This is a genomic window from Geomonas diazotrophica, assembly GCF_019063885.1.
Taxonomy (GTDB): Bacteria; Desulfobacterota; Desulfuromonadia; order Geobacterales; family Geobacteraceae; genus Geomonas; species Geomonas diazotrophica.
Genome location: NZ_CP077684.1, coordinates 4,437,494 through 4,450,610 on the forward strand (window position 1 = coordinate 4,437,494; position 13,117 = coordinate 4,450,610).

General features: G+C 62.1%; 9 protein-coding genes. All 9 read left to right on the top strand.

From position 1 onward, the window contains the following. The first annotated feature begins 97 nt into the window (after positions 1-97). Entirely contained in the window at positions 98-2,386 is a 2,289-nt protein-coding gene (locus KP003_RS19630) for an ATP-binding protein (protein ID WP_216789778.1), read from the top strand. Continuing rightward, a complete protein-coding gene (locus KP003_RS19635; RefSeq protein ID WP_216789780.1) occupies positions 2,355-3,887 on the top strand; it encodes a hybrid sensor histidine kinase/response regulator in 1,533 nt (510 codons plus the stop codon). The genes KP003_RS19630 and KP003_RS19635 overlap by 32 nt, the downstream gene beginning before the upstream one ends. 180 nt (positions 3,888-4,067) lie before the next feature. Beyond that, positions 4,068-5,150, top strand: a complete 1,083-nt coding sequence (locus tag KP003_RS19640) for a PAS domain-containing sensor histidine kinase (RefSeq protein ID WP_216789782.1) — start codon at positions 4,068-4,070, stop codon at positions 5,148-5,150. Positions 5,151-5,366: 216 nt separating this feature from the next. After that, positions 5,367-7,511 (top strand): hybrid sensor histidine kinase/response regulator, encoded by a 2,145-nt coding sequence (locus KP003_RS19645; RefSeq protein ID WP_216789784.1) that lies wholly within the window; start codon positions 5,367-5,369, stop codon positions 7,509-7,511. Between the two features lie 127 nt (positions 7,512-7,638). Further along, on the top strand, positions 7,639-8,565 hold the full coding sequence (locus KP003_RS19650; RefSeq protein WP_216500552.1) for an ABC transporter ATP-binding protein: 927 nt from the start codon (positions 7,639-7,641) through the stop codon (positions 8,563-8,565). A 100-nt stretch (positions 8,566-8,665) separates the two neighbouring features. After that, the gene (locus tag KP003_RS19655; protein ID WP_216500551.1) at positions 8,666-9,421 is read left to right on the top strand and encodes an ABC transporter permease; all 756 of its coding nucleotides are present in this window, start codon (positions 8,666-8,668) and stop codon (positions 9,419-9,421) included. Positions 9,422-9,637: 216 nt separating this feature from the next. After that, positions 9,638-10,714 (top strand): radical SAM/SPASM domain-containing protein, encoded by a 1,077-nt coding sequence (locus tag KP003_RS19660; RefSeq protein ID WP_216500550.1) that lies wholly within the window; start codon positions 9,638-9,640, stop codon positions 10,712-10,714. A gap of 251 nt (positions 10,715-10,965) precedes the next feature. Then, positions 10,966-11,985, top strand: coding sequence for a uroporphyrinogen decarboxylase (gene hemE / locus KP003_RS19665; protein ID WP_216789785.1), 1,020 nt, complete (start codon positions 10,966-10,968; stop codon positions 11,983-11,985). 120 nt (positions 11,986-12,105) lie between these two features. After that, complete coding sequence (gene corA / locus KP003_RS19670) at positions 12,106-13,059, top strand: magnesium/cobalt transporter CorA (RefSeq protein WP_216500548.1); 954 nt, start codon at positions 12,106-12,108, stop codon at positions 13,057-13,059. The last annotated feature ends 58 nt before the right edge of the window (positions 13,060-13,117 follow it).

The following is a 13,117-nucleotide window of genomic DNA, read 5'->3' on the forward strand; positions in this document are numbered from 1 at the left end:
TAATACAGATTAAGATAAAGATTGAGATTAAGTTTGTGGTCCGCCCCGGGGTTTCTTTCTCTTAATCTCAGTCTTAATCTGCTTTTCAAGGATGGGTATGCAACCACGCTTTGGCATAAGAACCAAACTGCTCCTGTCCATTCTCGCCATTCTCCTCATCTCCTATTCCACCCTGATCTACTCGACCATGAAGACCATGAGCGCATCCTTGCGCACAGAGGTCGACCGTAACCTGGATACCAACCTCACCTACGCCCGCAGCCAATACCTGGACCGCGCCAAGGTGGCCAAGTATTCGCTGCTGCAGCCGGCCACCTCGCGGTTGGTGCAGGAACGCCTCACGGCCAAAGACCGGGCCTGGCTGGACGATCGGCTGAAGGTGGTGCACCAGGTGCTCCCCTACCTGGACTTCCTGCTGGTGCTGGACGGCAAAAAAAGGATCGTGGCCGGCGCCGACACCGGCTCCGACGGCGAGGAACTGTACATTCCTGGGGTGCTCGACCAGGCCCTGGCGGGAAAACGGGTGGTGAACTCGACAGAGATCCTGCCGGCCGCCGTCCTCTGTCAGGCAGGGGCCAAGCGCTACTGCGAACAGGAGAGCAACGCGGAGGCGCTGGTGAACACGGTGGTGGTCCCGGTGCTCGGAGGCGACGGCAGCATCCTCGGCTGCTTCGTTGCCGGGGAGATTCTGAACAACCACGCGACCCTTCCCAGCGACCTGCAGGAGGTGTCCGGCAGCGACGTCGAGGTCAGCATCACCCAGCGGGACCTGCGCATCGCCAGCAGCCTCCCTAGAACCCTGCGGGACACCTCCACCCTTTCCCCCCGGGTCATCGACGTGCTGGAGCGGGGCGAGGTGTACAGGGGCGAGGCCCGCATCGGATCCCGAGACTACGAGACGGTGATCGATCCCATCCTGAACAGCCGCGGCGAATTCGTCGGCTCCATTTCGGTCGCCGTGGCCACGGAGAGGTTCAGCGAAACGAAACGGGAAAACCTGGAGAACATCCTCGCCTCCGCCTTCATCGGCATCCTCTGTTCCTTCGGCCTGGCTTTCCTCGCCTCCCGCCACTTGACCGGACCGCTGCGGCAGCTGGCGGCGAGCGCCAGGAAGATCGAACAGGGCGACCTGGACCAGCGGGTAGAGGGGCACCAGGACGACGAGGTAGGGGTGCTGGCCTCTTCCTTCAACAAGATGGTGCAGGCGCTCAGGGAGCGCGATTCCATCATCAACAAGAAGACCAGCGATCTGCAGGAACTGAACGAGCAGCTGGAACGGATGGTGGACGATCGGACCTCGGCCCTGGTCATGGAGATGGGGAGGCTGGAGGCGGTCCTGACCAGCCTGGCCGAAGCGGTGGTGGTGACCGACCTGAACAACCGGGTGGTGCTCTTCAACCCGGCCGCGCAGCAGCTCTTCGAGTTGGTGCCGCATCGCGTGGTCGGCCAGCCCATAGAGCAGGTCTGTGAACTGGTCGGCTTCACCCCCCTGCTGGAGCGCATAAGGGAGCTGGCGCAGCCGGAACGCGGGGGAGGAACCAAGGAGGAGCTGACGGTGAAGGGGAAGAGGCTTTACGTCTACCTCTCCTCGCTCACCGACGAGTTCGGCAACTTCGCCGGCATCGTCCTTTCCATCCGCGACGTCACCGTGGAGCAGCAGGTGGACCGCATGAAGACGGAGTTCATCTCGACGGTCTCGCACGAGCTCAAGACGCCGCTCACCTCCATAAAAGGATCGCTGCAGCTCCTCTTGACCCGGAGCAAGTGGCTGACGGACACCGAGCGGCAGCTGCTCACCGTCTGCTTCCGCAACACGCAGCGGCTGATTCGGCTGATCAGCGAGATCCTGGACATCTCCGGCATCGAGTCGGGGGGGATGGTCTTCAAGTTCAAGCCGGTCTCCATCGGCGAGCTCACCGTGTACGCCGTCGAGGAGATCAAGTCCTACGCCATGGGACGGGACATCACCATCGTCAACACCGTCGGCGAGCACCTCCCAAGGGTGTACGGCGACAGCGACCGCCTGATCCAGGTGATCACCAACCTTCTTTCCAACGCGGTGAAATTCTCGCCCGAGGGGAAGGTGGTCATGATCAGCGCCGAGCAGGAAGGTAACTACGTGGTGGTGTCGGTGGCCGACAAGGGGCGTGTGATCCAGTGGTCGGATCGAGACAAGCTTTTCAAGAAATTCCAGCAGATAGAGTGCCAGGAGCGCGGCAAGGTGGGGGGGACCGGCCTGGGGCTCGCCATCTGCAAGGAGATCGTCGAGCGCCATCACGGCCGGATCTTCTACACCGCAGCCCAGGAGCGCGGCAACACCTTCAGCTTCACCGTGCCAATCATAGGGGAGACAGATGCAAAAGGACAAGATTCTCATAGTCGATGACGAGGCGGATATCGCCCTCATCCTCAAGCTGCAGCTGGAAGACGCCGGCTTCGAGACGGAGCGGGCCCGCGACGGGGTGGAGGCGCTGGAGGCGGTCGAACGCGAGCATTTCTCCCTGATCATGCTGGACATCAAGATGCCCCGCATGGACGGCCTGGAGGTGCTGAGCCGCATCCGCAGCGACCAGACCCCGGTCGTGATGATGACCGCACACGGCAGCGAGGACATCGCGGTGGACGCGATGAAGAAGGGTGCGCTCGACTACATCTCGAAGCCTTTCGCCGCGGAGGACATGCTGCAGAAGGTGGAGCGCGCCATCGGCATCGACCGGACCAGGAAGGAGAACGCCAGGCTGCAGAGGCAGTTGGACGAGGAGCGCCTCAAGATGGCGACGGTACTCCAGGGGATGGCGGACCTCCTGCTGGCGGTGGACCTGCAGGGTACCATCATCATGGCGAGTCGCCAGGCGGAGAGCGTCCTCTCCGGCGAGGGGGAGATCAAGGGGAAGATCCTGGAAGAGGTGCTCAAGGGGGAGGTACCGGGGGGAGAACTCCCGGCCCGGACCGCGTTGCGCACCGGGGAGCCGTGCCTGGACGTCGCCTACCAGCTCCAGGTCGGGGGGCAGCTGGTGCCGGTGCTCTCCTCGGCAGCGCCGCTCAAAAACGCAGCCGGCGCACTGGTCGGAAGCGTCGAGATCATCCGCGACATCTCGAAGCTCAAGGAACTGGAGCAGGAAAAGGAGGACTTCGTCAGCATGCTGTCGCACGACCTGAAGTCCCCGATCACCGCGGTGGTCGGCTCCATCGACCTGGTGCGCGAGGCGAAGCTCGGCCCGATCACCGCGGACCAGCGGGAGTACCTGAATGCCGCCATCGAGAGCTGCGAGGAGATGGTGGAGATGATCGACACCCTGCTCGGCATCCACAAGTTCGAGGCGGGCAAGATGAAGCTCTCCTTCAGGGACGAGGAGCCGGCCTCCCTGGTCAACCGCAGTGTCACCAAGTTCCAGACGCTGGCGCAACGCGGCGCCATCAGGCTGTTCACCACCCTACCCTCCGGCCTGCCTCCCGTCTCGGCGGATCGTTCCTCCTTCAACCGCATCATGGGGAATCTCCTCTCCAACGCGGTGAAGTTCACTCCCGAAGGGGGGGAGATCGAGGTTTCCGCCGACCTGGTGCATGATCCGGCCACGGTGATGGGAAAGGTCCCGGAACAGAACTACACTCCGCAGCAGCTTCCCGAGGCAGGAGACTTCGTCCGGATCAGGGTGCGCGACAGCGGGGTCGGCATTCCCGAGGAGTCGCTGGGATCCATCTTCGACCGCTTCGTCCAGGCCAGAAACCGCCGCCAGGGAAAAACCCGCGGCACCGGTCTGGGGCTTGCCTTCTGCAGGAAGGCGGTCGACGCCCACGGCGGCTACATCTGGGCCGAAAGCGAGCCGGGTGCCGGGAGCGTCTTCACCATTTTGCTTCCCGCCCAGCCGGAGGATCCCGAGGAGTAAAGGCTGCCGCTTCATTAGTAGTACGCGGGGTGGCAAACGAGGAGGGTTTTTAAAACTTTCTCTAATTATTCTGCTTTTTTCTCCTGGCAAATGTAGTAAAGTAGAGCAGCGTCGGAGAGGGGAACCCTCTCATGGGAGTGCCGGCAGTTTCGTTGACATGATCTTGGGATGGGAGGGTACGTGGCGCTGCAAGAAAGCGATGCGGGATACCGCGAGTTGTTCGAGGAAAACCCTGAGGCGATGTGGGTCTGTCACCGCGACACCGGACGATTTCTGGCGGTGAACGAGGCGGCGCTCAGGCTGTACGGCTACCGCCGCAGCCAGTTCCTGGAACTGGACCTCGCTCGCCTCGGTCCGATCGAGCCCCCCACCGGTGGAAAAGACCAGGTAGTTTCCTGCCTGCAGCGCAGCCAGGACGGCGCGGAGCTGCAGCTGCAGCTCACCTGGCACCCGGTCACCTTCCAGGGGGAGCCGGCCCACCTGGTACTGGCGCGGCGGATCGAGCCGGGCCCGGAGGGGCCGGACCAGGCGGTGTTGCGGCGCCAGGTGGCCGAGCAGTTGGCCCAGCTGGAGGCGGCGCACCGGGAGCTGGAGGCCTTCAGCTATTCCGTCTCCCACGACCTGCGGGCCCCCCTGAGGCACATCGACGGGTTCAGCCGCGCGCTGCTGGACGATTACGGCGAAGCGCTCGGTAGCCAGGGGCAGGAGTACCTGACCCGGATCTGCCTGGCGACCGGGAAGATGGCGCAGCTCATCGATGCGGTGCTGCAGTTGGTGCGGGCGGGACGGTCCGAGCTGGAGCCGCGGGAAGTCGATCTCAGCGTAAAGGCCCAGGTGATCTCCCTGGAGCTGAAACACAAGGAGCCTGAGCGACGGGTAGAGTTCGAGATCGCCGAGGGGGTAAGGGCGGAGGCCGACCCGAAGCTGGTCCGGCAGCTCCTCGAGATACTGATCGGCAACGCCTGGAAGTTCAGCTCCAAGACCCCTGAGGCCCGTATCCGTTTCGGGCAAAAGGAAGAGAACGGGGAGCGCATCTACTTCGTCAGCGACAACGGCGCCGGTTTCGACATGGCCTACGCGGAGAAGCTCTTCACGGTGTTCCATAGGCTGCACCGTGCCGACGAGTTCGAGGGGAGCGGCGTCGGGCTTGCCATAGCCCAGCGCATCGTGACCCGCCATGGCGGCAGGATCTGGGCCGAAAGCGCACCCGGGCAAGGCGCGACCCTATATTTCACCCTCGGCTGCAAGTCAGTTGATAATTGACAACGAAAAGCCGGCCCGGGCAATTGACAATGGACCGTTGACCGTCGACAATGAACGACGTCGGTTGTCAATGGAGAATTGACAATTGACAACGAAAGTCCGTAGTCAATGGGCCGCTGCCGAAACATGACAGCGGCTTTTGTCCTTGGTGCATATACCGTTTGTTAAAAAAAGCGTTGTCAATTGTCCTGTGTCAATTGTCAATTGGGTTTAGACATGGCATCCAAAGAGCTCAAACTTCTGCTGGTTGAGGATTCGCTGGAAGACAGCCTGCTGCTGATCCGGGAACTGACGCACGGCGGCTACAAGCTGGAGCACCAGAGGGTGGAGACTGCGGAGGGGATGCGGCTCGCCCTGGAGGGGCGCAAGTGGGACGTCGTCATTTCCGACTACCGCATGCCCTCCTTCGACGCCCCGGGTGCGCTCCAGGTGCTGCACGAGAGCGGTCAGGACATACCCTTCATCATCGTTTCCGGGAAGATCGGGGAGGACCTGGCCGTCGCCGCGATGAAGTCGGGGGCCAACGACTACCTGATGAAAGGGAACCTGGCCCGCCTGGTGCCGGTTGTGGAACGCGAGTTGCGCGAGGCCGCGGAACGCCGGACCCACCGGCAGACCCAGGACAAGGTGCGCCGCGGCAAGGCGGAGTGGGAATCGGTTTTCGACGCCGTCTCCGACCTGATCATCATCACAGACGCCGAGGGGGTCATCTCCCGCTGCAACGGCCGGGTCAAGGCCTACTTCCCCGGCGGGTACGATGCCGTGCTCGGCAAGCGCATCGACGAGATCTTCTTCGGAGGGGAGCAGCCCGATGGGGAGGTGTTCCGCTTCCTGCACAGCCAGGGGGAAACCGACGAGGACATCCGTTTCCCCAACCTGAGCGGCTGGTACAACGTGACCAGTTACCCCATGCGCATCGAAGGAAACGACCGAGGCTTCGTCCATATCATCAAGGACATCACCAAGCGGCGCGAGGTCGAGGAGGAGAAGCGGACCAGCGACCGGGAGCTCCTCACCCTGTACGCGGTGGCCTTCCGCCTGCAGTACACCAAGGGGGTGGAAAAGGTGATGGGAGACCTCCTGTTCCAGCTGCACAACATGCTGCAGATGGACTTCTCCTGCATCCACCTCTTCGAGGGAGGACGGCTCAGGATGCGCGCCTCGTTGGGGCTGTCCCCCGCATTCGAGAAGGCCATGAAGTCGCTCCCCGCGGGTGAGGAGTGGAACAGGCTGGCGCAGAGCGGTCGGCCGTTTCTGGGCGAGGAGCCGGATGCGCGCTTCCCGGACAAGGCCAAGAAGGCGGCCGCTGCCATGGGGCTGCACTCCTGGTGCACGGTCCCCCTGAAGATCGGGCAGGAAGTGATGGGGGTGATGACGGTGGGGACCCAATCGGGGCGCAGCTACAGCGACCGCGACGTCTTCCTGCTCTGCTCCATCGCCGGGCAGCTCGCCGTACTCATCGACAACTACAGCCTCTACGACAAGATGAAGGAGAAGGCCGAGGAGCTGTACAAGAGCAAGATGGAGCTCAAGGAAAACCTGCAGAAGGTGAAGCGGGCCAACATCGAGCTGGGGCGGCTCAACACCGCCAAGAACAACTTCATCGGCATCGCCTCCCACGAGCTCAAGACCCCGATCACCTCCATCATGGGGGGGGCCGAGTTCCTGCTGAAGTATTCCGGGATCCCGATGACGCCGGAGCAGCACAGCATCCTCTCCTCGGTCTACGAGGGGACGGTGCAGCTCAGAAAGCTGGTCGAGGACCTCCTTTCCATATCCAGGATCGAGACCCAGGGGCCGCTGGCGCAGAAGAAGCCCGCAAACCTGATGCAGGTCTGTCGCGAGGTGCACAGCCTTTTCGCGCTGCCGCTTTCCGAGCGGCACATCGGCGTGATCATCGGCGGCGACGAGACCGACGTGCCGGTCGACGAGGGGTTCGTCACCCTGGCGATCCGCAACCTCCTGGAAAACGCGATCAAGTTCACCCACGACGGGGGGGAGGTCCGGCTCACCGGCCGGGTGGTGAAGCATGCACAGCTCAAGGAGCTGACCCCGACCCTGCGTCAGTTCTATTCGGCCTTCCCCAACAACTTCGCCACGGCCCAGAGCTACTACCTGCTGCAGGTGCGCGACAACGGGATAGGTATCCCCCCCGACGAGCGGGTCAGGATCTTCGACAAGTTCTACGGGGTCGGAGACATCGCGCACCACTCCTCCGGCGACACCGCCTTCATGTCCAAGGGGTCGGGACTCGGGCTCTCCATCGTGCGCGGCATCATGGAGGCCCACGAGGGTGTGGTCTGGGTGGAAGGGGCCGAAGGAAGCGGGAGCACCTTCTCCCTTCTCTTTCCGCTGCAGTAAAAAAACAAACAGGGATGCAGGGGATGAGAGCGTTTCCGCTTCCGCTTCATCGCTTGTCTCTTAATCCCTTTCATCCCGTTTGTCCGTGTTATCGCCTTTATCCCTTTTATCCCTGTTTGGGGCGGTCATGACCCACGCCATCACGCTGCATGACATCACCAAGAGCTACGACGGGTTCACGGCCGTCGACGAATTCTCCCTGGAGGTGCAGCGGGGCACCGTCTTCGGGCTCTTGGGGCCCAACGGCGCCGGGAAGACCACCCTCATAAAGATCCTCACCACCCTCATGCGCCCTACCCTCGGCGACGCCTTCGTCGAGGGGCACAGCGTCCTCACGGCGGGAAAGGAGGTGCGCCGGATGATCGGCGTGGTCCCCCAGGAGAACAACCTGGACCGCTACCTGACCGCGCGCGAGAACCTGGCCCTGCACGCGAAGCTGCACGGCATGCGGCCGGCGGCCTACAACCCGCGCATCGACGAGCTATTGGATATGACCGGGCTCGCCGCGCGCCAGTACGATTTTCCCGACACCTTTTCCGGCGGGATGCAGCGCCGTCTGGTGGTGGCACGCGCCCTGGTGCACGAACCCCGGGTGCTCTTTCTCGACGAGCCGACCACCGGCCTCGACCCGCAGTCCAGGCGCTCCCTCTGGGATCACATCCGCGGCCTGCGCCGGAGCATGACCGTCTTTCTGACCACCCACTACATGGACGAGGCCGATGCCCTGTGCGACCGGATCATGATCATGGATCACGGCAAGACCCTCGCTGACGGCACCGCCGGGGAGTTGAAGGACGCCTTCTCCCGGGCGCATACCTACCAGGTCGAGTTCCGGCGCGATGCCGACCGTTACCAGGGGGTGCTGGCCGGGCTTCCGTTCGTCAAGGGAGTCGAGCGCGACGGGAGCCTGTTCCAGATCACCCTGGCCGACGAAGAGTCGATAAAGCCGCTCATGGACCACCTCACCGGCCCCGACATCCGCCGCATCTGCCTGAAGGAGCCCACCCTGGAGGACGTATTCATCTCGCTGACCGGGGAGAAAGTCAGGGAGTAGAATGAAACCGTTCTACGCTCTATGTCCTACGTTCCAGGTTCTGGGCCTTCAACGTAGAACATAGAACGTAGAACCTAGAACGGATTCTACGGGTTCTTTCATGTTCAAAGGAGCTTTTTCCATCTGGGGCAGGGACATGCTGGTCTTGCGGCGCAGCATCATCTCGGAGCTCGTCTCCGTGATCGCCTACCCGCTCACCCTCTACCTCGCCTTCGGCTTCGGGCTCAAGGGGTACATCACCGACGTGAACGGCGTCCCCTACCCTCTCTTCATAGCGCCCGGGCTCATCTCGATGACGGCGGTGAACGCCGCGTTCGACGAGAGCTCCTGGAGCATGTGGTTCCACCGCAAGGTGCAGCGCACCATCGAGGAATACCGGGTCACCCCGGTCACCGTGTACGACATCGTCATCGGTAAGATCTTCTCCGGCTTCTCCCAGGGGGCGGTCAAGGGGACCGTGGTCTTCCTGGTCATCCTCCTCCTCACCCCGTTCCGCATCGAGTACGCTCACCTGCCGATGTACCTTTTGTGCATCGCACTGTCATCCATGACCTTTTCCTGTCTCGGCACCATCTGCGGTACTGTCATAGACAAGCCGGAGAACATCGGACGGGTGCAATCGGTGGTAATCGTGCCGCTCATCTTCATGGCGGGCATCTTCTTCCCGCTTTCATCCTACCCACCATCCATCCTGCCGCTGATACAGCTTCTTCCCACCACCGCTGTATTCGAGGGAGCGCGCGACGCGCTCCTCACTGGAGCAATCCCGTCACAGTACCTGGTGAACCTGGTGCTGAGCGCCGCCCTCTGTTTCACCATCGCCGTATACACCTTCAACCGCAAGATGGCGGAATAAGCGATTCTTCTTGAGTTTACCGAGTCATTCATAGTAAAGTTTGCAGTAAACTTTTTACCTCCTGGATGCCCCCTTCCGGCGCCGTGTCGCGAAGGCGGCAAACCGAGCGTACCTTGTCGCAGAGCCGACCGTTTTTGGCGTGAATTCGTTCCCTGCCCGAGTCGATTAGCCCCCCGCCGCATAGCAACGCTTTCCAGGGTAACTATTGGAGATGCCATGGCCGAAGAGTTCGTACCCAAATGGATCGCCTGGGAAACCACCCAGCGCTGCAACCTCAAATGCGTGCACTGCCGCTGCTCGTCCGAGATGACTTCGTCGGAAGGTGACTTCACCACCGAGGAAGGGAAGAAGCTCCTCAAGGAAATCGCCGACTTCTCCAAGCCGGTCGTGGTTCTCTCCGGCGGCGAGCCGCTGATGAGGCCGGATATCTTCGAACTGGCCGAGTACGGCACCTCGCTCGGCCTCAGGATGTGCATGGCGACCAACGGGTCGCTGGTCACCGACGAGGTCTGCGAGAAGATGAAGAAGGCGGACATCAAGATGGTGTCGCTGTCGCTGGACGGCTCCAACGCCGCCGTGCACGACGACTTCCGCCAGTGCCCGGGCGCCTTCGACGGCGTGATGAAGGCCGCCGAGCTCTTCAGAAAGCACGGCCAGAAGTTCCTGGTCAACTCCTCCTTCACCAAGAGGAACCAGACCGACATCGCCAACACCTTCAAGGTGGCCAAGTCCATCGGCGCCACCGCCTGGTACATGTTCATGATCGTCCCGACCGGCCGCGGCGAGGATATCATGAGCGAACTGATCTCCAAGGAGGACTACGAGGAGATCCTCGACTGGCACTACCACCAGGAGAAGATCGAGGACGACATCCTCATGCGTCCCACCTGCGCTCCGCACTACTACCGCATCGTGCCGCAGAAGGCGAAAGCGGAAGGGGAGAAGTTCGAGCGCCGTTCCCTCACCTTCTCCACCGGCGGCGGCAAGGGGTGCATCGCCGCGCAGACCATCTGCCTGATCGACTGCTTCGGCAACCTGAAACCCTGCTCCTACTTCCACCGCACCGCTGGCAACGTGAAGGAAACCCCCTTCAAGGAGCTCTGGGAGAACTCCGAGATCTTCAAGGATCTCCGTGATTTCAAGGCGTACAAAGGGAAGTGCGGCGACTGCGAGTACCTGAACGTCTGCGGCGGCTGCCGCGCCCGCGCCGATGCGGTGTACGGCGACTACATGGAAGAGGAACCGTTCTGCAACTACGTGCCGATCAAGGTGCAGCGCAAGCAGAAAGACTAACTGACGTTCCAAGTTCTACGTTCTACGTTGAAACCAGTAACACCCTCCCCTACCCGCGTCCCCTCTCCCTCCGGAGAGGGACAGGGTGAGGGGGGCGCAACCCAGAGGCGGCGCAGCGTAGGCAAACCCCTCACCCGGCCTTCGGCCACCCTCTCCGAGGGGGAGAAGAGACGGTCAACGTCACAGGACGATCGGGTTTTTAGATTTTGCATTGATCGAGAGATACCTAAATTTCACCCAGGAGGATTACAATGAATACTCGATTTTTAGACGCTTGTTGGGGTAAGCCGGTGGACCGAGTGCCGGTATGGCTTATGCGCCAGGCTGGCCGTTATCTCCCCGACTACATGCGCGTCCGTTCCAAATGCACCTTCCTGGAACTCTGCAAGACCCCGGAACTCGCCGCTGAGGTGACCATTCAGCCGGTGGACATCCTGGGCGTCGATGCCGCGATCCTCTTCTCCGACATCCTCACCCCGATCGAGCCGATGGGGATGGAACTCGACTTCACCCCGGGCCCGGTCTTCACCAAGCCGATCCGCACCATGGCCGACGTCGAGGCGCTCAAGATCCCGAAGATGGAGACCGACGTCCCCTACGTGCTGGACGCCGTGAAGCTGCTCAGGAAGGAACTGGCCGCCAAGGTGCCCCTGATCGGCTTCGGCGGCGCCCCCTTCACCCTCGCCTGCTACATGGTCGAAGGGAAGGGATCCAAGGATTTCGCCGCGCTCAAGAAGATGATGTACGCGGAGCCCGAGATCTACGCGGCCCTCATGGACAAGATCACCACCATGGACATGGAGTACCTGAATGCCCAGATAGCAGCCGGCGCACAGGCCATCCAGATCTTCGACACCTGGGGTGGCATGCTTTCCCCGTCCGACTACGAGCGCTACGTCCTCCCCTACACCCAGCGCCTCATCAACGGCCTGAACCGCACCAACGTCCCGGTCATCCACTTCGTGAAGGGCGCCGGCACCATGCTGGAGATCGTCAAGCAGGCCGGCGGCGACGTCATGGGCCTCGACTGGCACGTCAACCTGGGCAAGGCCCGCGACATCCTGGGCAACATGGCGGTGCAGGGGAACCTCGACCCGACCGTGCTCTTCGCTCCCAAGGAGATCATCGAGCGCGAGGTCAAGCGCGTGCTTGACGAGAACGCCGGCAGACCGGGCCTCATCTTCAACCTGGGGCACGGCATCCTCCCGACCGTCCCCCCCGAAAACGCCATCTTCATGGTCGACTGCGTGCACCGACTGACGCAGAAATAGTATAGGACCACAGACAAGGGCGGCCGATGAGGCCGCCCTTCTTGTTGACCCCGTAAAAAAAGGATCCGGCGGTCGGTTTGCCGCGGCCGGCACCGGCGCCTGACCTGCCAGGAGCGCACCATGCTTAGGCTTTTCAAGATAGACAACGGGCTCATCAAGGAGATGGATTCCCAGAGGGAAGACCTCCCGAACCAGATCCTCAAGGCCGACTGGATCGACGCGCACGAGCCGGACGACGACGAGAGGGACCTCCTTGAGTTGCTGCTGCACACCGACATCCCGGAGTCGGACGAGGTAGACGAGATCGAGACCTCCGCCCGCTGCTTCGTGGACGCGGCCGGGATCCACGTACACCCGCTGTTCCTTTCCCAGAGCGAGGGGCGTCACATGACGCTCACCGTCGCCTGCATCCTGCAGCAAAAGCACCTGATCACCATCCGCGAGGGAGACCTCGCCGACTTCCGCCTGCTGCGCATGCGCGCCCGCAGGGGGCACGTCGAGTGCCGCTCCCCGGCCGAGCTCCTGGTAACCCTGCTCGACCAGAAGGTGGAGAACCACGCGGACACCCTCGAGGACATCCACCGCCAGCTCGAAGGGGTGAGCCACCTGGTGCTCGAAGACGACAAGTCGGAGCTTGAGGACGCCATCGGGAAACTGGCCCGGCTCGAGGACAGCAACGGGAAGATCCGCCTCTGCCTCATGGATACCCAGAGGGACATCTCGTTTCTGCTGCGCCACCTGCGGGACCGCACCGACCAGACCGAGACGCTCAGGGAGATCGCCCGGGACGTCGAGACGCTCATGTCGCACACCACCTTCCTGTTCGACAAGATCAACTTCCTCATGGACTCGACCCAGGGCTTCATCAACATCGAGCAGAACCAGATCATCAAGATCTTTTCCATCGCGGCGGTGGTCTTTCTCCCACCTACCCTGGTGGCCAGCATCTACGGCATGAACTTCGATGTCATGCCCGAACTCAAGATGGGACTTGGCTATCCCTGGGCCCTTTTCCTGATGATTGTGTCCGGGTTCGCTCCCTACTGGTATTTCAAGCGCAAAGGGTGGTTGTAACGCCCCAGCACGCGCAAAATGTGATCTTTGGTCGTTGTATACGTATAAATGGATGATT